Raw genomic sequence first — 19496 nt, 5'->3', positions numbered from 1 at the left:
TGGACCGCATCATCACTCCACCCCCGCTGCTCCACAACTCGGCGTGACCATCCGGTCACCCGGGCCCCGGATCACCCCATGCTCCGGGCGCCCGCGACGTCGAACTCGCACCACACGGCCTTGCCGTCACCCCGGGACTCCACTCCCCAGTGCGTGGCCAGCGCGTCCACCAGCAGCAGCCCGCGCCCCGTGGTGGCGGCCTCGCCCGGGGTGCGCCGGCGCGGCCAGACGCTGGAGCGGTCCTTCACCCACAGCCGGATCCGCCGGACCGGCTCCGGCAGCACCTCCATGGTCAGCACCGCTCCGCCGTCCGTGTGCAGCAGGGCGTTGACCAGCAGCTCCCCGGCCGCAAGTTCCACGTCGTCGGCGAGCTCCGGCATGCCCCAGTCGCGCAGCGCCTGGCGCAGGGCGTAGCGGGCCTCCGAGAGCCCCTCCGGGTCCGCCTGGTGGATGTACTGGTGGATCCGCGGGGCCCGGTGGGTGCCCGGGTCGGGGGCCCGGCGCAGCACCAGCAGGGCCACGTCGTCGCCGGAGCCCCAGCGCTCCCAGAGCCGGTCCGAGAGGTGGTCGGCGAGCGCCCCCGCCTCCTGCGGCCCGCTGCGCACGGCGTGCGCCAGGGCCTCCATGCCCTGGGTGATGGCGGTACCGGGTTCCTCCACCAGGCCGTCGGTGCACAGCACCAGCGTCTCCCCGGGGACCAGGTCGAGCCGGGTCTCGGGGAAGTCCTCCTGCTCGAAGACCGAGGCCAGTCCGAGCGGCAGCCCGCCGCGTACGTTGGGCCAGCCCGTACGCCCGTCCGTGTGCCGGATCAGCGGCCCGAGATGGCCCGCGCGGACCGCCCGTACGCCGCCGGTCTCCAGGTCCACCTGTGCGTACATGCAGGTCGCGAAGCGCTCGGTGTCGAGCTCGGCCAGGAAGCGCGAGGCCCGTGCCAGCACGGTCGACGGAGGATGCCCCTCTCCCGCGTACGCGCGCAGCGCGATCCGCAGCTGGCCCATGATCGCCGCGGCGTGCGTGTCGTGGCCCTGTACGTCGCCCACGACGATGCCGACCCGGTCGCGGGGCAGCGCGATCACGTCGTACCAGTCACCGCCGACCTCCCGCCCGCTCCACGCGGAGTGGTAGCGCACCGCGATCTCGCCGCCGCTGATCTCCGGGATCCGGCGCGGGAGCATGGAGGCCTGCAGGCCGGTCGCGAACTCCCGCTCCTGGTCGAACAGGAGCGCACGCTGGAGGGACTGCGCCACGATGCCCGCCAGGCCCAGGCACAGATTGCGCTCCTCCGGGCTGAACTCGCTGCGCCGCCGGTAGAACAGCACGAGCCCGCCGATGGCCTTGGCCTGTGCGATCAGTGGCAGATAGGCGGCGGCATCGAAGCGGATCCGGCGCAGGTAGTCCGCGAGCAGCGGGAACTCGCCCGCCAGTTCGGCGAGGGAGGTGACGAAGCGCGCCTTGCGCGTGAGCACCGCCTGCGACAGCGGCAGCGAGCCGTCCAGCCGGGTGAACTTGCGCTCGCTGAGGATCTCCAGCGACTCCCCGCTCAGCGCGATGATCTTGATGGCGCCGTTCTCGACCAGCCCCAGGGCCAGCCCGTCCGCGCCGAGCCGCTCCAGGGCTCCGGCCCCGGTCAGCGTGGCCGTGACGTCGTCGACGGTCACCGCCCGCGACAGGGCCTCCGTCGTCCGCTGCACGATCGTGGCCTGCTGGGCCCGCGCCGACTCCAGCTTCCGCAGGATGGTGGCGTGCGCGAGCTCGGCGGTCGCGTCCCGCACGATCCCGAGGATCCGCAGGGGCCGCCCGCCGGCGTCCCGCAGGATCCGGCCCTGCGTGTGCGTCCACTGGTCGACGCCGTCGCGCCGCTGCACCGTGAAGTACGCGCCGTACGTCTCGGCGCCGCCGTCCAGGGCGGCCTGCGTGGACTCCGCCAGCCGTGCGCCGTCGTCGGCGGGGATCCGCAGCCCCAGGCCCTCCGGGGTGTCGCCGAACTCCTCCCGCTCGAGGTCGAAGACCACGAGCCCGGCCTCGTCCAGCAACAGCGTCCCGGTGTCCAGGTCCCACTCGAAGCTGCCCATGCCGTTGAGCGCGAGCCGCTCCCCGGGCCCGGTCACAGGGTCCCGCCGGCCCTGCTCGGATCTGTCGCGCTCCGCCGCTGCCACGAGACACACCACCTAACGGCCGGGCCAGCACGGCTGGGAGATCAGCCGCTCCCACTCCTCGTCAGGATGCCCCGGAAGGGTGCGCCCGGCCTCCCGCCAGCGCTTGACGAGGGAGAGGTAGATGGTCGGCTGGTCCGGTGCCGCATGCGCGGGAGGGGCGTACGGCGAGGCGGTCCTGGGCGGTGTGGTCCTGGGCCCGGCGGCGGTCCTCGGCGCGGCAGACCTGGGCGCGGCGGGCTGCTCCGCCCGGCTGGCGGGAATGCGTACCCAGCCACGGCCCTGTGCTCGCTGCTCCGCACTCATCGCGGACCCCTCTCGACCTCACCGCAGAGACGTCTTCGGATGCCCGGCACCGGCCCGGTCTGGCCGTACGGTCCCGGCGGAGCCCGCCGGCCTGCCCCGGGCGCCGAGGCGCTTTCGGACTCCTCCGACCAGTCTCCCCGCCGTGAACCCCGCACCGTGCACGAATCGCATGGAAGGGCCGAATGAGGGAGCCGTCAGCAGCCCCGCGAAGAACAGTCCGGGCCAGGAGGACTCGAAACCGGCACTGAGCTCCGGCGTGCCGCTGTGCCCGACGGTGTCCAGGGCGGCACGCAGCCGGGCGTCCAGCAGCTCCAGCCGGTCCAGGTGCGGGGCGAACCCGGTGGCCGCGACGACGTGCGCGACGTCCAGTACGACGGACTCCCCGGCCGCGGTGGTCAGCCCGAGCCGGGTCCGCCCGCCCGCCGGCACCGCCCGGTGCAGCCGGTGCCCCAGCAGCACCGGGACGCTCCGCTCGAAGCGGTCCCGCAGCCACCAGGCCCCGGCCGGCCCGAGCGCGTTCGCGGCGATCCGCTCCCGGGTCGGCGCGGGCAGCCGGCGCACCGCCCAGGGCAGCTCCGACCACACCCAGCTGCGCCAGCCGGTGCCGAGGCCGCTGTGCGGATCGCGCAGCGCGCGCAGGGCCGGGCGCTCCAGCGGCTGGGGCACGGTGTTCCAGTTCAGCCGGGACCGGCGGGCGACGAGACAGGGCCGGGCCCCGTTCTCGGCCAGCAGGGCGGCGGTCTCCAGGGCCGCCTGCCCGGCCCCGACCACTGCGACCTCCCGGCCGGCGAACCGGGCCAGGTCGCGGTGGCCGCTGCTGTGCGAGCAGTGCCCGGGGGGCAGCTCCCGCAGCGCCTCGGGGAGGTGCACGAACGGCATCACCCCGACGGCGATCGCGATCGTACGGGCGAGCAGCGGCGGTCCCTCGGCGGTGCGGACCAGGAACCCGTCGCCCTGCGGGCTGACCTCGGTGACCGTCACCTCCTCCACCTCGGGCGCGGCGCGGCGGGCGAACCACATGCCGTACGAGCTGAAGGTGCCGATCGGGAGCGGGCTGCCGTGCTCGGCCGCCAGCCCCCGGGTGGCGCAGTAGGCGGCGAGGGTGTGCCGGCCGCCGGGTGCGGACAGGTTGGAGGACCAGGGCTCCGACTTCAGGTACATGCCCTCGGGCATGTGGTCCCGCCACGAGGCCATGGGCCGCCCGAGCACCCGTACTCCGAGGCCCGCCGCCGCCGCGTGCGCGGCGACCGACAGCCCGTACGGCCCGGCGCCGACCACGACGAGGTCGTCCACCCGCGTCACCGCTGTCCCTCCAGTCTCATGGACCCCTCGCCCGTGCCAGTGCCTCCGGCCCTGCGCATGACGGGCTCCTGCGGCCCCGGAGAACGCGCCGGGGGCCGGGGCGGGGGTGGGTGGCGGGTCGTCATCGGGTCACCAGTTCGTCCGGTTCGGCAGGGGCGGTCGACGGGGTCAGGTCGCGGGCGCGCTGGCGCGGGGCGCGGACCACGGCCCGGGCCGTACGGCGGCCGTGTGCCGGTACACCGCGCAGCGCGCGCACCCCCTTCCCCGCGCCCCGGCCCAGGAACGCGGCCAGCATCGCGAGGAACGGCATCGGGTCGTCGGCGGCGAACCAGGCCGCTTCCACCCGCCCCCGCTCCGCCCACGGCGCCACCCGCACCGGCGCGGGCCCGCCGCCCGCGGCGCGGTCCTGCCCCGGGCCGGCGTCTTCGGGTGCCGAGGGGGACGGGAGCGGCGGGCGGGCCGGGGACCGCCACGGGAGCCGGCGGCCGCGGAGCGACGCCAGCAGGGCGTAGTTCTCCGCGACGAACACCCGGCCCGGACCGCCCGAGGGCTCCGGGACCCGTTGCCCCGTCAGGTCCAGGTACATCGCCTGGACCACGTCCAGCCCGCCCGCCTCCGTGAACAGCCGGAACTGCGCGCCCGGCCGGGGGTTGAAGTCCACCAGCCGGAAACAGCCCTGCTCGTCCCGGCGGAAGTCCAGGTCCAGGATCCCCTGGTAGCCCAGCCGTTCGGCGAGCCGCAGCCCCGCCTCCTCCACCGCCGGATCCGGCAGCCAGCGCCCCACCGCCGTCAGCCCCGTCCGCACAGGCCAGGACAGCTCCTTGCGGCCCGACCCCACCAGCAGCGGGTGCCCGCCCCGGGCGAAGGCGCCGTGGAAGAACCAGTCGGTGTCCGTCCCGGCCGGCAGGAACCGCTGGAGCAGCAGCCGGCTCCCGGCCTCCGCCGTGCGCTCATACAGGCGGCGCGCCTCGGCGGCGGTGTGCACGAGCGCGGTGCTGCGCAGCCCGCCGCCCGGAGGCAGCAGCCAGGGCCGGCTCCACTTGGCGACCACCGGCAGGCCGAGGCGCCATGCGGCCTCCGCCGCCTCCGCCCCGCTCGCCGGGATCACCGTCTCCGGGTGCGGGATGTCCCAGCGCGCGCACAGCCGCGCCAGCTCGGCCTTGTCCGCCACCCGCGCCGGCAGCCCGTCGGGCTGATGGGGGATCCGGAACCGCCCGTCCAGCATCGGTGCGATCCGCGCGACGGCGATGGCGCTCAGATCGTCCATCGCTACGAGCACCGCCGGCCTGCCGATCCGCTCCGACACCCCGACCAGGCACTCCAGCAGCGTCTCCGGAGCCTCCGGGTCCAGCCCGCCGGCCGGTCCGGGATGCACGGCGTGCAGGTAGCGCGAGCGCCCCATGGGACCTCCCCCGGCCTCGACGACGGCATGGACCTCCACGCCCCTCCGCCCAAGAGATCTGACGGCACCGAGGGTTCCGTGGTGGAACGGATTCCGATCGAGTCTGAGCACTACAGCGGGCACATGGCCGTCGAACGCGTGCATGGGAACGGTGTCTTTCACCTAGTCGGACCAAACGGGGAGGATGCGCAGCTGCGAATGGCCTACGCAGCGGTCACCGGACAGGCCATTCGTCAGATGTGATGCCTAACGTCTTTGACAAGCACACCGATTCAGGAAAGCTCGGGAGACGCCATGCCCAGACCAAACCGCCGACTGGCGAGCACCTGCATCGGTACGGTCACGGCCGGACTGCTCGCCACCGGGGCCGCGCTCGCGGCCCCCGAGCGGGAGCAGCCCAAGGGCTCCGACATCGCCATGGGCGCCTTTCTCGACTCCGGTCCGCCCGGAGTCGCCCGGATCCCCAACCTGTCGCGCTGGCTGCGCGGCAAGGAGATCCGGGTCGGCCACACCTATCTGCCCGGGGACCGCTGGGCCCGCATCGAGGGCCCCGACTTCCTGGAGCCGTGGGCCGAGTGGCGCCGCGCCAAGGCGGACCGGCTGTTCGTCCTGAACGTGCCCATGCAGGAGCGCAACGAGGACCGGGTCCCCGACCGCAAGGTGGCGCAGCTGATCCGGGCGGGCGCGAAGGGCGAGTTCGACCGGCACTTCGAGAAGCTCGCCCGACGGCTGGTGGAGCTGGGTGTCCCGGACACGGTGATCGTGCTCGGCTGGGAGATGAACGGCGCCACGTACACCCACCGCTGCGCGCCGGACCCGGAGGGCTGGAAGGAGTACTGGCGGCGGATCGTCAACGCGATGCGTTCCGTCCCCGGTGCGGAGTTCAAGTTCGATTACGCCCCCAACCGCGGGTCGGACGCGATCGGCTGGACCAAGTGCTACCCGGGCGACGACGTGGTCGACATCGTCGGCATGGATTCGTACGACCAGGCTCCCGGCAAGACGTTCGACGAGATGGTCAAGCAGCCGTACGGGCTCCAACAGCACGTGGATTTCGCGAAAGCGCACGGCAAAGAGATCTCGTACCCGGAGTGGGGGCTGTTCCGGCACGGGGACAACGCGGAGTACGTACGGCGCATGCTGAAGTGGATCGAGCAGCACAGGCCGCTGTACCACACCATCACGGACTACTGCCCGCACGGCGTGTGGCAGTGCAAGCAGAACCCGAGGTCCGCGAAGGCCTTCCGGGCCGCGCTCGCGCCCCCGCGTCCGGACCCCGTCCCGACGCCCGTGGTGCCCACGCCGGTCATCCCGTCGCCGGTCGTGCCGACGCCCGTCGTACCTACCCCGGTCGTACCGACGCCGGTGATCCCGACCCCGGCCGTGCCGAGCCCGCAGATCCCGACCCCCGAGATCCCCGTGCCCTCCCCGGCGATCCCGTCGCCGGAGATCCCGGAGATCCCGGAGATCCCGAGTCCGCAGGTCCCGCTCCCGGTCCCGGTCCCCTCGCCGGAGATCCCGGGCACGAGCCCGAGCCCCGAGCCCGTGCCGGTGCCCGAGCCCGTGCCGGTCCCCGTGCCGGTCCCCGAGCCCTCGCCGGCGGTCCCGTCGCCCGAGACCCCGGTGGGCCCGAGCCCGGACCCCGTCCCGGTGCCGGTCCCGTCGCCGGAGATCCCGAGCCCGGTCCCGTCGCCGGAGGTCCCGGTCCCGGTCCCGAGCCCCGTCCCGAGCCCCGTCCCGAGTCCGGTCGTGCCGAAGCCCGAGCCTCCCGAACCGCCCGCCAACAGCACGGAGTGGTGCGTGCCGATCAACTTCGGCGAGTGGCTCTCCAAGCTGGTCGGCAGGCAGTCGGTCTGCGTCAAGATCAACTGGGGCAAGGACTCCGGCTTCTGGCCCTGGTAGAACCGTCATCGGACCCGCAGTTCGTTGAGCCGCGCCCGCCAGTCCCTGGCGGCCGGCAGGGCCTCGCGCAGCGCGTCCACCGCACGCTCGCGCCCCGTCACCTGCGATTCGTGCAGGCGGAGCAGGGGCGCGAGGGCCGTCCTGGCCAGCAGGAACCGCTGATTGACGACCGTCTCGGGCCGCCAGTGGTTCTTGTACGGCTCGTTGCCGCGCAGGAAGCTCACCACCGGGCGGCCCTCCGCGAGGGCGCGGCCGGCCTCGTAGCGCAGCAGCAGCGTCGCCACGTCCACCTTCCGGGTCCGCAGGTCCGGATCGGCCCCGTACAGGTAGCCGCCGCTCAACGCCCCGGACAGCAGGGTGACGTTGGCGGCGACCACCTTCCCGTCCAGCCGGAACTCCGTCAGCCGGCCCTCGCCGGCCCGCACCATCCGCCGGGTGGCCCGGGTCAGGTGCTCGGCGAAGCGGGGCCTCAGGTGCTCCGGGGTCACCCCGCGGCCGCGCCACTGCTTCTCGTGGAGCCGCAGCAGCGTCCGCACCGCGCGCGGCACCTCCTGCCAGGTGACCTCGTGCTCCTCGATCCCGGCCGCGTCGGTCTTGCGCAGCTTGGCCCGGACCCGTTGGGCACCGGAGGCCGGCATCCGCTTGACCAGCTCGTCGAACGGCAGCGCGGGCAGCTCCATGCAGGTGGAGTCGGCGAGCTTGCTCCGGATCCCCGGCCACTCCCCGTACAGCACCTCGGCGGCGGCCCCGGGCCGCACCTCGCGCAGGTCGACGACCGCGCCGCGGGCGGCCCGGTGCAGGCCGCGGGCCAGCGCCGGAACGACCTGGTCGGCGTACTCCGCATCCACGAGCACGTCGAAGTAGTCGGTGATGCCGCCGCCGAGCGGCACCAGGAGCGGCAGCGGCCGGTGGACGAGCATCAGCGCGCAGACCCCGACGAGTTCCCCGCCGCGCCGTACGAGCACGATCCGCAGCCGCCCGTCCCGGCCGTACGAGAGCCACCAGGAGTGCAGCCAGGCGTGGCTCTGGAAGGGAGTGGCGGTGGGACAGGCCCGGAAGAGCCGGTTCCACGGCTCTTCCAGCGCGGCGAACTGCCGGGGGTCGCGGCACAGCGTCACCGACAGGGCCCCGGTGGAGCCCCCAGTCATCGCACGGACTCCTTCTCCTTGGTCTCGTTGTGGTCGCCCTGGGCGGGCAGGGAGGCGTACTCCTCGACGACCGGCTGCTCCTCGGGCCGCCGGGTGCGGCCGGGCCGGGCCAGCAGCCACAGCCCGCCGAGCAGCCCGCCGGCGCACAGCCCGACGGCCCCGCTGACGGTGGCGGACGGCGAGGCGGGCTCGCTCGGCGCGACGGCCTGGTTGAACAGCAGCAGCTGGACGCCGGTGTTCTTGGCGGCCTGATTGCTGCTCAGCGAGAGCGCATCGGCAACGGCGTTGGCGATGTCGGCCGCCTCGGTCGGGCTCTTCGACGTTCCGGTGATGGCGATCATCGGGGACTCGGGGGAGGTCTCGGCGCGCACCTGCGTACGGAGCCGGCGGGCGCTGATGCCCGCGCGGGGCTGGGCGTACGCGAGGGTGGAACTGCTGGTCGCGATGCGCGCGTACGCCTGGGAGAAGCCGAGGGCGGTCGCGGGCTCCGTGGTGTCGTCCGGTACGGCGACGACGTAGCTGGTGGCGGCGTACTCGGGCGCCTTGAGCACCCCGTACCCCCCGCCGGCGGCCAGCCCCAGTGCGGCGGCGACGGGCAGAGGCCACCACGCGGGCGGCGGCAGCAGCCGCACCTTGCGACGACGGCGGTCGGGCTTCTTCTGATCGGGCTTCTTCTGATCGGCGGTGTCAGCCATCTACGTGCCTTCCTGGAGGAATGGGAGTTCTTTCGGGCCCCCCTCGGGAGCCCCTTCGGCGCTGTGTGAATCAACCGCCCGGCGGCACTTCCGGCCCCGCCGCCCGCGGCGCGGGGCCCGGGCCGGCCCCCCGGACGTCCGGGGCCGGACCAAGCCCCCCCGGCGTTCGAGGCACGGGGTCCGGGTCAGCGCCCCCGGACTCCGGCCCGCGGCCGGCCGTCGACCGCACCGCAGCGGGTTCCATGGCGCAGCCCGGCAGTTCCAGCCCGGCCGGCGGCCGGGGCGCAGGGGCCGGGACTCCGGACAGGGCCAGGGCGTAGACCTCGAGGAGCCGGTCCGCGCTGCGGGCGATGTCGTAGCGGCGGACCACCGGTGGCGGCGGCAGCCGACGCGCGCCCGCCTCCATGTGCCCGCGCAGGGCGGCGACCAGCTCCTCCGTCCCGGTCCCGATCCGCCGCGCCCCCGGCGCCTGCGCCGCCGGCAGGTCGTCGATCGCCGGACAGGTGACGTGCAGCACGGGCAGCCCCGCAGCCAGCGCCTCCACGACCGCCAGCCCGAACGCCTCCTCCCGCGACGGCGACACGAAGACGTCCATCGCGGCCAGCAGCGCCGGGATCCCCGGCGTCCGCCCGTCCGCGCTGTCGCCCAGCGGGTCCCGCTCCCCCAGCAGATGGACCCGGCTCTGCACGCCCAGCTCCGCCGCCAGCCCCCGCAGCGCCGCCCGCTCCGGCCCTTCCCCGGCGAGCAGCAGATGCGCGCCCGGCAGCGCCGCCACCGCCCGGACCAGCGAGTCGAACCGCTTGCCCGGCACCAGCCGCCCGACCCCGCCGACCACGAACGCCCGCTCGGGCAGCCCGGTGCGGGCCCGGGTGGCCCTGCGCACGCCCTCGTCGAAGCGGAACCGGACGGCCTCGATCCCGTTCGGTACGACATGCACCCGCGCGGCCGGCACCCCCCACCCCTCCAGCCGCGCCGCCACGGTGTCCGACACCGCCACGGTCGCCGCGCCCAGCCGCTCACTGGCCAGGTACAGCGCCCGCACCCCGGCCGTCAGCCGCCGGCCCTCGATCTCGCCCTCGCCGAGGGAGTGCTCGGTGGCCACGGTCGCCCTCACCCCCGCGAGCCGGGCCGCGAGCCGCCCGTACACGCAGGCCCGGTACAGGTGCGTGTGCACGAGGTCGTACTGCTCGCGCCGGATGAACCGCACCAGCCTCGGCAGCGCCCCCAGGTCCCGGTTGCCCCGCATCCCCAGGTGCACCACCCGGACCCCGTCGGCCCGCAGCCCCTCGGCCACCGGCCCGGGGTTGGTGAGGGTCAGCACGTCGCAGCGCATCGGCATGTGCCGCAGCAGCAGCCGCAGTTGCTGCTCGGCGCCGCCGACCCCGAGCCCCGTGATGATGTGCAGCGCCCGCAGCGACTTCATCGGTGCACCGCCCGCCGCAGCTCCCGCACCCGGTGCCGCAGCTGCTTGATCCGCAGCCGCCCGGCCCCGTCCGCCTGGCTGACGTGGGTGCGCGGCAGGGCGTGCGGGCCGGCCAGCCGCCCGGGGTCGATGGCGCACGCGTACCCGTACCCGGCGGCCCGCGTCGCCGCGACGACCCGCTCGTCGAGGTGCCCGTACGGGTAGCAGAACCCCTCCGGCAGGGTCCCGGTCAGCTCCCGGATCAGCTCGCGGCTGCCCCGCAGCTCCTGCTGGAGGATGTCGTCGGTGACCGCGGTGAGGTCCTGGTGGATCAGCCCGTGCGAACCGATCTCCTGTCCGGCGGCGGCGACTTCGCGGATGCCCTCGGCCGTCAGCAGGGACTTGCGCGGACCCAGCGGGTCCCACACGTTGTCCACCCCGAGCCGCCCGGGCAGCACGAACAGCGTCGAGGTGCAGTCGTGGCGGCGCAGCAGTGGCAGCGCCCGGGTCAGGTAGTCGGTGTAGCCGTCGTCGAAGGTCAGCCCGACGAGCCCGGCGCCGCGCCCGGCCGCGTGCGCCCGGAGCAGTTCGCCGACGGACACCCCGCGCAGGCCCCGTGAGCGCAGCCACAGCAGCTGGCCCTCCAGCGTGCCCGGGGTGACGGTGATGCCGTACGGGTCCTCTGCGGGGTCGGTGAACTCGGCGACCGAGTGGTACATCAGGACCCACGGGGAGGCGGTCCGGCGGGCGGGGACCGTCGCGGCGGCCGGCGCCGTGCGGGTGTCAGCGGGCATTGCGGAACCTCTGGGTCATCTGGGTGATCTGGGCGGGCAGGGCGGTGATCTCGAGCGCCCGTATGGCCATGCCGCAGGCGCCGAACATGGCGGGGACGAGCAGGCAGCCGAGGGCGGCGCTGAGCAGCGGGTCGGGGATCATGGGCCCGGCGATCCAGCCGGTACCGCAGGCGCCGACGGCGGCGACGGAGAGCCGGCCGATGCTCAGCGCGACCCGGCGGACCTGGATGGCGACGATCCGCGAGCCGAGCCCGGTGAGCAGCAGGACGGCGGTGGTGGAGATGCCGGCGGCGTTGGCTGCGGCGATGCCGTACGTGCCCCACCAGCGGACGGCGAAGGCTCCGGCCACGATGTTGACGAGGAGTCCGGCGCCCATCGCGAGCGCCGGGAACCAGGTGGGCCGGGCGGTCGAGAAGAAGGGCCGGGACAGCGCCCCGACGAGGCAGTGGCCGAGGAGTCCGAGGCCGTAGATCCGCATGACGGAGGCGGTGGCCAGGGTGTCGCGGTGGGTGAAGGCGCCGCGTTCGAAGAGGACCTGGATGATCTGGGGCGCGTACCCGATGACGAGGGCGCTGCCCATGAGGACGGCGAGGGAGGCCAGTGCGAGGTCCTGTTCGACGCGCCGCCGGGCCTTCTCGCGCTCGCCGCCGGCCATGGCCTGGGCGACGACGGGGAAGGTGACGGTGCAGATCATCAGCGACAGCACCATCGGCATCTGCGCGACCTTCTGCGCGTAGTTCAGGTGCGAGATGGCCCCGGGCGGCAGCGAGGCGGCCAGGAACCGCTCGACCAGGACCTGCGACTGCCGGAACACGGCGAAGAAGATGACCGGGGCGATCAGCCCGAACGCCATCAGGGTGGGCCGGTCCCGGTCGCGCTGGCTGCGCGGCGCGCCCTTCGCGCGGGACGGGCCGAAGCCCACGTTCCGGATGAACGAGGGCAGTTGGACCAGGGCCATCAGCAGTCCGCCGACGGCGACCCCGGCGGCCGCGGCCCGCACCCCCCACGCCGCGTGCAGCGCGACCATCGTCCCGATGATCCCGACGTTGTACGAGACGTAGATCGCGGCCGGTGGCACGAACGAGCGGTGCGCCCTGAGGGCGGCGCTGAAGTACCCCGCGATGCCGAACGACAGCACGGTCAGTGCGGTCATCCGGGTGCACTGCACGGCCAGGTCCGGGTCCGGCAGTCCGGGCGCGAGCACGGCGACGACGAGCGGCGCGGCGACGACCAGCACGGAGGCGACGGCCGCCAGGAGCACCGCCAGCCGCGGCAGGGTCGCCCCCACGAGCAGCCGTACGGGGTCCTGCGAGCGGGCCTCCTTGCGGGTGAGCCCCGCCCGGCCGGCCGCCCGCCGGGCCAGGGCATGGCTGAACGCGGGCACCATCAGCAGCGCCATGGCGTCCTCGATCAGCAGCGTCGAGGCCATCTCGGGCACGGTCCAGGCGATCAGGAACGCGTCGCTGTCGTGCCCGGCCCCGAAGAGATGCGCGATGGTCTGGTCCCGGACCAGCCCGAACACCGCCCCGGCGGCGGTCAGGCCCGCCGTGACGGCGGCGGCCTTGGCCAGGAACCGCCCCAGCGGAGCCGGTGCGCTCCCGCCCCCGGCCCCGCTCCCCCCGGCCCCGCTCCCCCCGGCCCCGCCGGCCGCCCGCGCACGGCCGGGGCCGGGCGGGGGAACGGGGGGCACCGGCGGGAGCGGAGCCGGGTCGGGGTGCGGCGGACGGCCCGCAGCCGCGGCGACTTCGGTCGCCGCGGCTGCGGGCCGCCGCCAGGGCGTCGTATCCGTCACCGGCCGTCCGCACCCGGTACGGCGCGCAGGCCGGCCGCGAGGCCGGTGCGCCCGCCCGCGGCAGCGGCGAGGACGGTGGCGTCCTGCCGGGAGGGCAAGGCCCACCAGGCCGCCAGGCCGATGATCACCCCGGTCAGGACGGTGGACGGCCCGCCGATGTCGGCGTACAGGAAGTCGGTGAGCTGCCAGACGAACAGCCCGATCGCGATCAGCCCGCAGTCCTGGAGCCCGGACCCGCCCGTGGCGCACCGCCGCAGTCCCGCGACCAGCAACGCCGCCCAGCCTCCCGCCAGCGCGGTCAGCCCGATCAGGCCCTGCTCGCTCAGCACCAGCAGGTACATGTTGTGCGGGGAGAGCAGCGGCTGGCGGATGTACGCCTGCCCCGCGCCGGCGGTGTCGCTGCCGGAGGACAGCCCCAGCGAGGAGTGCCCGTCCCGGTTGGCCGGGAAGCCCTTGAGGCCCACGCCGGCCGCCGGCCGCTCGCGCCACATCGACTCGGCGGCGGCCCACATCGTGTAGCGGTCGGTCACCGACTGGTCGGGGGCGCTGGAGACCTGGGTGATCGAGGTCAGCCGCTCCGCGACCATCTCGGAGCCGACCCCGAGCCCGCCCACCAGCACCACACCGGCCGCGGCCAGCGCGAGGAGCACCTTCAGGGCCCGCCGGATCCCGGCCAGCAGCATCACCAGCACCGCCGCGCCGGCGGTGGCGATCCAGGCGCCCCGGCTGAACGACAGCACCAGCGGCACCACCAGTACCAGCGCGGCGGCGGCCGCCGACTGGCGTACCCGGCGGGGCAGTCCCGGAGCCAGCGCCGCGGCGGTCGCCACGACCAGCCCGTACGCCACCACGGTGGCCATGCCCATCACGTCGCCGGGGCCGAACGTGCCGACGGCCCGGACGTCCTCGCCCTGGTACGAGGCCCCGGTGTGGGTCGCGTACTGCACGACCCCCACCGCGCCCTGCACCAGCGCCAGCACCACGAAGCACCCGGCAGCCAGCCGGAACTCCCCGGCGTCGCGCACCAGCAGCACGATCGCCGCCGGGACCAGTACGAACACCTGGAGGTAGCGCACGAAACCGGGCAGCGCCGCGTACGGGTCCCCGGCGGTCGCGGTCGCGACGGCCAGCCCAGCGGCCGCCGCGCCCAGCACCAGCACGCCCAGCGGGCTCAGCTCCCGCACCCGCCCGCGCAGCGCCTGCACCGCACACACGAACACCAGCACCAGCGATGCGGCATCGGCGGGGCCGACCTTGCCGGAGGTGCTCGCGTCGCCCGCCGCGATCGGGGCGAGGAGCAGCAGGACGGTCGCGGCGAGCGGCAGCAGCGGCCAGTGCCGCCGCAGCAGCCCCGCCGCGTCGGGCGGCCGGGAGCCGCCCAGGGATACGGCGACGCTCATCAGCTGCCCCCCAGCCGGAAGCGGAAGAAGGAGGCCGCGGTGCGGGCGAGGATCCACAGGTCCTGCCACAGCGACCAGGTGTCGATGTAGTGGTTGTCGAAGCGGGCCCGGTCCTCGATGGAGGTGTCCCCGCGCAGGCCGTTGATCTGGGCGAGCCCGGTGATGCCGACGGGCATCCGGTGCCGGGCCTCGTAGCCGGGGTGCACGGCGGCGAACTTCGCCACGAAGAAGGGCCGTTCCGGCCGCGGTCCGACCAGGCTCATGTCACCCCGTACGACGTTCCACAGCTGCGGCAGCTCGTCGAGCGAGGACTTGCGCAGGAAAGAGCCGATGGGGCTCATGCGGTGATCGCCCGCGACCGTCCACCGGGTGGCGGACTCGTGCTCGTCGGCGCGCAGGGTGCGGAACTTCAGCAGCGTGAACGGGCGCCCGTACAGGCCGACCCGCTCCTGCCGGAAGATCACCCCGGGCCCGTCGGAGATCCGTACGGCGAGCGCGCACACGCCGATCACGGGCGCGGCCGCGATCAGTGCGATCGCGGCCAGCAGCCCGTCGACGGCCCGCTTCACCCAGCGCTCCACCGGCCGGGACGGGCGGGGCAGCAGCGGCTGTACGGCGTACCCCCACAGCTGGTCGGCGGGCTGAGCCACCCGCATGCCGGTCACCTTGGCGGTGCCGGCCGGGTCGGCGAGCCAGAGCCGGCAGCCGTGGTCGTGGAAGAGGCGGACCAGGGAGGCGGTGCGCTCGTCGGCCTCCGGCGGGCGGGTGAACACCGCGTGCCGGACCGAGTTCTGGATGACCGCGCGGCGGATGTCCTCGTGGGTGGTGAGCACCGGCACGCTGCCGCCGCCCTCCTCGCCGGCGCCGGTGTCGGCGAGCCCGACGGGCCGCAGCCCGTACTCGGGGCGCCCGTGCAGGGCGGCGGCGACCGCGCTCGCCCCGGCTCCGGGACCGACGACGAGGGCGGAGGCGGGGCGGCGCCGGGCGGAGCGGCAGCGGAGCTGGTTGGCGAACCCGCGGCCCGTGCACGTCAGCAGGACCTGCAGGCAGACGGCGCTCAGCAGGGCGGACCAGCCCAGGGCCCGGCCCTGGGCTGTGGCGGCAACAACGGCGGCGGCCCCGCACCACAGGACGGCGGCCCGCCCGGCCAGCGCGGGCAGGTCCAGCAGCGCGGAGGGCGCGAGTCGCGGCCGGTACAGCCCGGCCTGCGCGTGCAGCGCGGCGGCCAGCACGGCGATCGGGGCGGCAGCCTCGGCCGGCAGCGCCGCCCCGGGCCGGGCCAGGACCGTCGTGGTCAGTACGGCGGCCAGCGCGTCGGCGGTCAGCAGCGGGACGACCCCGTCGCGGCGCCGGACCCGCTGGGGCCGCGCCAGGGGCCGGGCCGGGTCGGCCCTGGGCCCGCGTGGGGGGTGGATGGCGGTCACGGACCGTCGGACGGCTGCGGTGCCGGCGGTGCCGCCGACGTGCCCCGTGCCGCCCTGCCCGGTGTGCCGGGCGGGTGCGCTGTCCATCGTCATCGGCTGATGCGCTCCTGGTTCAAGGGCCGGGGCCTGCCCAGCAGTTCGTGGTACAGACCGGTGACCGCGTCCGCGGTCCGCCGCACGTCGAAGTCGGTCCGGGCGTGCTGCTGGGCCTGCTCCCCGAGTTCGGCGAGCAGCCGCGGTTCGGCGAGGAGCCGCCCCAGGGCCTTGGCCAGGGCCGTCGGGTCCTCCGGCGGTACCAGGCAGAGCCGTCCCTGGCCGGGCGGCAGACTCTCCCGGGCACCGCTGACGTCGGAGACCACGACCGGTCGGCCGCAGGCCATGGCTTCGAGCGGGGCGAGCGCCATGCCCTCCCACCGCGACGGCAGTACAACGAGATCGGCGGCCCGAAGCCACGGTCGGATGTCGGGGGCGGCCCCCGCGAAGAGCACCCCGGGTGGGGCGGTACGGCGCAGCCGCTCGGTGTCGGGGCCGTCGCCGACGAGCGCGAGACGGGCCTCGGGGAGGTTGCCGAGCACCTCCCGCCAGGCCCGGAGCAGGATGTCCTGGCCCTTCTGCTGGCAGAGCCGGCCCACGCAGACGGCGAGCGGCCCGTCCCCCAGGAAGGCGGTGGGCAAGGGCAGTTCGGTACGTGCCCGGGCCCGGTCCGCGGCCCGGTCGGGCCCGCCGGGGCGGAAGTGGTCGAGGTCCACGCCGTTGCGGATCACCGACCAGTGGGCGGCGATCCCCTCGGCCTCGCCGGCCCGGCGTTCGGCCTCGCTGACGCAGAGCACCCGGTCGGCCCAACGGGCCCCGAACCGCTCCCAGCGCAGGGCGAGCGCGGCGGTGGCCCCGCCGACGGCGTCGAAGGACCAGGCGTGCGGCTGGAAGACGGTCGGCACGGTCCCGCGGACGGCGAGCCGCCCGGCGAGGCCCGCCTTGGCGCTGTGGGCGTGCAGGACGTCGGGCCGGATCCGGGCGATCACCCGCCGGGCGCCGAGCACTTCGGCGGGCAGGTCGGGCCCGGGGGCCCGCCCGGCGCGCCAGGTGAGCACCTCGGCTCCGGCGGTGCGGGCGGCATCGGCGAGCTGTCCGCCGCGCGGGCAGCCGACGGCGGTCCGCAGACCGGCGGCCGTCTGGGCGCGGACGAGGTCGACGACGACACGGGCGACACCGCCGTCGACGGGCTGGACGAGATGCAGGACGGACAGGGGGCGGGGAATCGGGACCTGCGCAGGGGAGAACTGCGCAGGGGGAGGTTGTTTCGGCACGCGGAGCGGTCTCCTACGTTCAGCGGCGCGCGTCTGTCTGAACGAAGAGCACGCCGAGGAATTGACCCTGACTTTCGCCCGCGAACCTGAAGCTCAGGCTGTGGGCGCCACCGGACAGGGCGGGACTCAGGTCGAACACGTCCGCGTCATATCCGAGATTATTCACATGTTCGGGCTGTCGCACGAAAGACTGATGCCCGAATTCCGTGATCGTGGAATTCATAACATCATTAAAAGGATTTTCTGCATCGCTGACGTCGACCCGGCGGCCACTGTCGGCGGTCACCGTGAGTGAGTCACCGAGGGTCCCGCGGTCCCCGTCGTACGCGACCACCCCGGCCTTGCCGGCGGATCCGGCGGCCGCGTCGAGGCCGGCGATCTCGACCGTCTCGCCGGCCGCCTCGCCCGCACCGGCGGCGAGCGACTCGAAGCCGTCCCACAGCGAGATCCGGCGTACCGGCTCCTGCGGGTGCTCGTAGGCCACGACCAGCGTCCAGCCGCCCCAGGCGCCCACTTCGGAGTTGCCCATCGCGATGTTCAGCTGGGCGACCGTCCACATCCCGGCGCCACCCTTGCGGACCAGCGGGGTGACGTCGGCCGAGGCCTGGTAGGCATCGCTGCCCGCGTCCGTACGGTGGCCGATCACGGTGTCGGCGAGGACTTCCTTGTACGCCCCGCCCGGCTCGGCGACCAGCACCCGGCCGTTGTCCTGCGGCGGCTTCTGCTCACCCACCCGCAGGTTCCCGCCCCAGTACAGGCGGGCGTACGAGACCTTCGCGCCCTGCGGGACCTTGAGCTCGGCACGGGTGGAGTTGTAGGTGTCCGGGTCCTTGTCGACCTCGCTGTAGAACATGTCGAAGTCGCCGTTGACCCCGGCCGCGCCCCGCTTGACCTCGGCGCACGGCTCGGCGTCCGGCGCCTCCTCCCGGCGGCAGGCGATGGAGGAGTTGGAGGCCCGGACCAGCCCGCCGCGCTGGACGGCCTGGTAACGCTGGGTGAACGGGATCTTGGGCATTTCCCGCACGGCGGGTGCCGCGGGGCCCGGCGGGGCTGCGGCCGCGGCCGCAGCAGGGACGTTCGCCGAAAGGACGAGGCAGGACAGCAGACCGAGCGTGCCGAGGAATCTGCGGGACGAACCCATGAACCCCGTCTCCATTTTCGATCAAGGGGGACAAAACAGGAGTGAACTTTGTCAGAAGTCAGGCGGGAAATCACGCCGGACTCGCTCGTACGGCCTTTTGGGCGATAACACGCACCCTCACAGTCGGCGGGTCGTTATGCGGTTGCACCACCGTTCGAACCGAAAGGAAAATCGGAGATGAAGAAGAGGCTGATGCGAGGCGCCACGATGGCGGTCGCGGGCGCTGCGGTCCTGATGGGCGGCGCCAGCCTCGCCTCCGCGGACGGCTCGGCGGAGGGCGTCGCGGCGGGGTCCCCCGGCGTGCTGAGCGGCAACCTGGCCCAGGCCCCCGTCCACATCCCGGTGAACGTCTGCGGCCTGACCGCCAACCTGGTCGGCCTGCTGAACCCGGCGTTCGGCAACACCTGCGTCAACGCCTGACCGTCACCCTCGCTGTCAACCGTGCTGCCCGAAACGACGGCATCCGGGTGAAGCCACGCAACCCGAACCGGAGCCCGGGCGTTGATCCGGGTGCTCCACTACCGGGCAATCCAGCAAAAAAGGGACGACAATGATCAAGAAGATGATGGCCACTGCGGCTGCTGCAGCCTCGGTCGTGGGCATCGGTGCCGCCATGGCCCCGCAGGCGATGGCCATCGGCAACGACAACATCAACGTCCTGTCCAACCCGCAGAACCAGCAGTGCACCGAGAACTCCACCCAGGCCAAGGGCGACGAGGCCCTCTCGCACATCCTGGACAACATCCCGATCCTGTCGGGCAACGGCGCCGTCCACAGCTGACCGGACCGCGTGCCAGCGAGGCCGCCGCACCCGCTCCGGGTCGCGGCGGCCTCGCCGCTTGTCGGCGCGCCAATAGCGTCGCAAATTCACCATGATTTCCGGCTGCCGGGCGTTGAGGTGAATTACGGAGCTGCCCGCAGAAATCTGCGGTTTCTTTTTCCGGACCCACTCGTTGTTATTTCTGCAGTGGACACGCCTCTGCGGGAAGGATCGAAATCAAAATGACGTACAAGAAGGCAGTGGTGCTGGCCGCCGGCGTTCTGATGGCCGCCGGTGCCGCCTCGCCCGCCATGGCCGACGCGGTCGCCGACGGCAAGGCCGTCGGCTCCCCCGGCGTCCTGTCCGGCAACCTCGTCCAGGTTCCGGTCCACGTCCCGGTCAACGTCTGCGGCAACACCGTCAACGTGATCGCCCTGCTGAACCCCGCGTTCGGCAACACCTGCGTCAACGCCTGACGAAGCGCCTGCCCGCAAGGGCAAACCTCCTCGGGGTGGCCTCGGAGTGCACGGCGGTGCACTTCGGGGCCACCTTCGATTCAGCACCGGCG

17 protein-coding genes are annotated in these 19496 nt (G+C 74.2%); 4 read left to right on the top strand and 13 right to left on the bottom strand.

From position 1 onward, the window contains the following. Positions 1–71 precede the first annotated feature (71 nt). The 4 genes from IF09_RS0134655 to IF09_RS45190 all read right to left on the bottom strand — a co-directional run bounded on the left by IF09_RS0134655 (position 72) and on the right by IF09_RS45190 (position 5163). Complete coding sequence (locus IF09_RS0134655; protein ID WP_030302713.1) at positions 72–2156, bottom strand: SpoIIE family protein phosphatase; 2085 nt, start codon at positions 2154–2156, stop codon at positions 72–74. A 12-nt stretch (positions 2157–2168) separates the two neighbouring features. Next, positions 2169–2459: a hypothetical protein gene (locus IF09_RS43860; protein WP_078613643.1), complete on the bottom strand. Its 291-nt coding sequence runs from the start codon at positions 2457–2459 to the stop codon at positions 2169–2171. Between the two features lie 18 nt (positions 2460–2477). After that, positions 2478–3752, bottom strand: coding sequence for an NAD(P)-binding domain-containing protein (locus IF09_RS0134650; protein WP_037636859.1), 1275 nt, complete (start codon positions 3750–3752; stop codon positions 2478–2480). 130 nt (positions 3753–3882) lie between these two features. Further along, the gene (locus IF09_RS45190; RefSeq protein WP_418953093.1) at positions 3883–5163 is read right to left on the bottom strand and encodes an ATP-grasp domain-containing protein; all 1281 of its coding nucleotides are present in this window, start codon (positions 5161–5163) and stop codon (positions 3883–3885) included. A 294-nt stretch (positions 5164–5457) separates the two neighbouring features. Between IF09_RS45190 and IF09_RS0134640 the strand changes: the two genes are divergently transcribed. Next, positions 5458–7065 (top strand): glycoside hydrolase family 26 protein, encoded by a 1608-nt coding sequence (locus IF09_RS0134640; RefSeq protein WP_037636849.1) that lies wholly within the window; start codon positions 5458–5460, stop codon positions 7063–7065. Positions 7066–7070: 5 nt separating this feature from the next. Here IF09_RS0134640 and IF09_RS0134635 read toward each other — a convergent pair whose 3' ends face one another. The 9 genes from IF09_RS0134635 to IF09_RS0134595 all read right to left on the bottom strand — a co-directional run bounded on the left by IF09_RS0134635 (position 7071) and on the right by IF09_RS0134595 (position 18168). Further along, positions 7071–8213, bottom strand: a complete 1143-nt coding sequence (locus IF09_RS0134635; protein ID WP_030302708.1) for a GNAT family N-acetyltransferase — start codon at positions 8211–8213, stop codon at positions 7071–7073. Then, the gene (locus IF09_RS0134630) at positions 8210–8908 is read right to left on the bottom strand and encodes a hypothetical protein (protein WP_030302707.1); all 699 of its coding nucleotides are present in this window, start codon (positions 8906–8908) and stop codon (positions 8210–8212) included. The genes IF09_RS0134635 and IF09_RS0134630 overlap by 4 nt, the downstream gene beginning before the upstream one ends. A 70-nt stretch (positions 8909–8978) precedes the next feature. After that, positions 8979–10322 (bottom strand): glycosyltransferase, encoded by a 1344-nt coding sequence (locus IF09_RS0134625; protein ID WP_078613649.1) that lies wholly within the window; start codon positions 10320–10322, stop codon positions 8979–8981. A gap of 5 nt (positions 10323–10327) precedes the next feature. Continuing rightward, positions 10328–11104, bottom strand: coding sequence for a polysaccharide deacetylase family protein (locus tag IF09_RS0134620; protein ID WP_030302705.1), 777 nt, complete (start codon positions 11102–11104; stop codon positions 10328–10330). Continuing rightward, positions 11094–12794 carry a murein biosynthesis integral membrane protein MurJ gene (murJ, locus tag IF09_RS0134615; RefSeq protein WP_234321262.1) on the bottom strand — a complete coding sequence of 567 codons (1701 nt, stop codon included), beginning with the start codon at positions 12792–12794 and terminating at the stop codon, positions 11094–11096. Before murJ ends, IF09_RS0134620 begins: the two co-directional genes overlap by 11 nt. Before the next feature lie 98 nt (positions 12795–12892). Beyond that, positions 12893–14296 (bottom strand): O-antigen ligase family protein, encoded by a 1404-nt coding sequence (locus tag IF09_RS0134610; RefSeq protein WP_078613639.1) that lies wholly within the window; start codon positions 14294–14296, stop codon positions 12893–12895. Continuing rightward, positions 14296–15813, bottom strand: coding sequence for an exopolysaccharide biosynthesis polyprenyl glycosylphosphotransferase (locus IF09_RS0134605; protein WP_030302701.1), 1518 nt, complete (start codon positions 15811–15813; stop codon positions 14296–14298). The genes IF09_RS0134610 and IF09_RS0134605 overlap by 1 nt, the downstream gene beginning before the upstream one ends. After that, on the bottom strand, positions 15810–17027 hold the full coding sequence (locus IF09_RS0134600) for a glycosyltransferase (RefSeq protein WP_078613638.1): 1218 nt from the start codon (positions 17025–17027) through the stop codon (positions 15810–15812). The genes IF09_RS0134605 and IF09_RS0134600 overlap by 4 nt, the downstream gene beginning before the upstream one ends. 19 nt (positions 17028–17046) lie before the next feature. After that, complete coding sequence (locus tag IF09_RS0134595) at positions 17047–18168, bottom strand: DUF3344 domain-containing protein (RefSeq protein ID WP_030302697.1); 1122 nt, start codon at positions 18166–18168, stop codon at positions 17047–17049. A gap of 192 nt (positions 18169–18360) precedes the next feature. Here IF09_RS0134595 and IF09_RS0134590 point away from each other — a divergent pair, with 192 nt between their 5' ends. From IF09_RS0134590 to IF09_RS0134580, 3 genes are all read left to right on the top strand, one after another. After that, positions 18361–18588 carry a chaplin gene (locus tag IF09_RS0134590; protein WP_030302695.1) on the top strand — a complete coding sequence of 76 codons (228 nt, stop codon included), beginning with the start codon at positions 18361–18363 and terminating at the stop codon, positions 18586–18588. A gap of 130 nt (positions 18589–18718) precedes the next feature. Then, positions 18719–18949 (top strand): hypothetical protein, encoded by a 231-nt coding sequence (locus IF09_RS0134585; protein WP_030302694.1) that lies wholly within the window; start codon positions 18719–18721, stop codon positions 18947–18949. Between the two features lie 221 nt (positions 18950–19170). Next, positions 19171–19404, top strand: a complete 234-nt coding sequence (locus IF09_RS0134580; RefSeq protein WP_030302692.1) for a chaplin — start codon at positions 19171–19173, stop codon at positions 19402–19404. The last annotated feature ends 92 nt before the right edge of the window (positions 19405–19496 follow it).

It is taken from the genome of Streptomyces katrae (genome assembly GCF_000717655.1).
GTDB classification, from domain to species: Bacteria; Actinomycetota; Actinomycetes; order Streptomycetales; family Streptomycetaceae; genus Streptomyces; species Streptomyces katrae_B.
This window is presented reverse-complemented; position numbering and strand designations above follow the sequence as displayed.

Excerpts from the sequence above, each read along its gene's own strand:
- IF09_RS0134580 (WP_030302692.1), top strand. The coding sequence starts at position 19,171 with ATGACGTACAAGAAGGCAGTGGTGCTGGCCGCCGGCGTTCTGATGGCC.
- IF09_RS0134595 (WP_030302697.1), bottom strand. The coding sequence starts at position 18,168 with ATGGGTTCGTCCCGCAGATTCCTCGGCACGCTCGGTCTGCTGTCCTGC.
- IF09_RS0134590 (WP_030302695.1), top strand. The coding sequence starts at position 18,361 with ATGCGAGGCGCCACGATGGCGGTCGCGGGCGCTGCGGTCCTGATGGGC.
- IF09_RS0134620 (WP_030302705.1), bottom strand. The coding sequence starts at position 11,104 with ATGCCCGCTGACACCCGCACGGCGCCGGCCGCCGCGACGGTCCCCGCC.
- IF09_RS0134610 (WP_078613639.1), bottom strand. The coding sequence starts at position 14,296 with ATGAGCGTCGCCGTATCCCTGGGCGGCTCCCGGCCGCCCGACGCGGCG.
- IF09_RS0134585 (WP_030302694.1), top strand. The coding sequence starts at position 18,719 with ATGATCAAGAAGATGATGGCCACTGCGGCTGCTGCAGCCTCGGTCGTG.
- IF09_RS0134605 (WP_030302701.1), bottom strand. The coding sequence starts at position 15,813 with ATGACGATGGACAGCGCACCCGCCCGGCACACCGGGCAGGGCGGCACG.
- IF09_RS0134630 (WP_030302707.1), bottom strand. The coding sequence starts at position 8,908 with ATGGCTGACACCGCCGATCAGAAGAAGCCCGATCAGAAGAAGCCCGAC.
- IF09_RS0134635 (WP_030302708.1), bottom strand. The coding sequence starts at position 8,213 with ATGACTGGGGGCTCCACCGGGGCCCTGTCGGTGACGCTGTGCCGCGAC.
- IF09_RS43860 (WP_078613643.1), bottom strand. The coding sequence starts at position 2,459 with ATGAGTGCGGAGCAGCGAGCACAGGGCCGTGGCTGGGTACGCATTCCC.
- IF09_RS0134640 (WP_037636849.1), top strand. The coding sequence starts at position 5,458 with ATGCCCAGACCAAACCGCCGACTGGCGAGCACCTGCATCGGTACGGTC.
- IF09_RS45190 (WP_418953093.1), bottom strand. The coding sequence starts at position 5,163 with ATGGGGCGCTCGCGCTACCTGCACGCCGTGCATCCCGGACCGGCCGGC.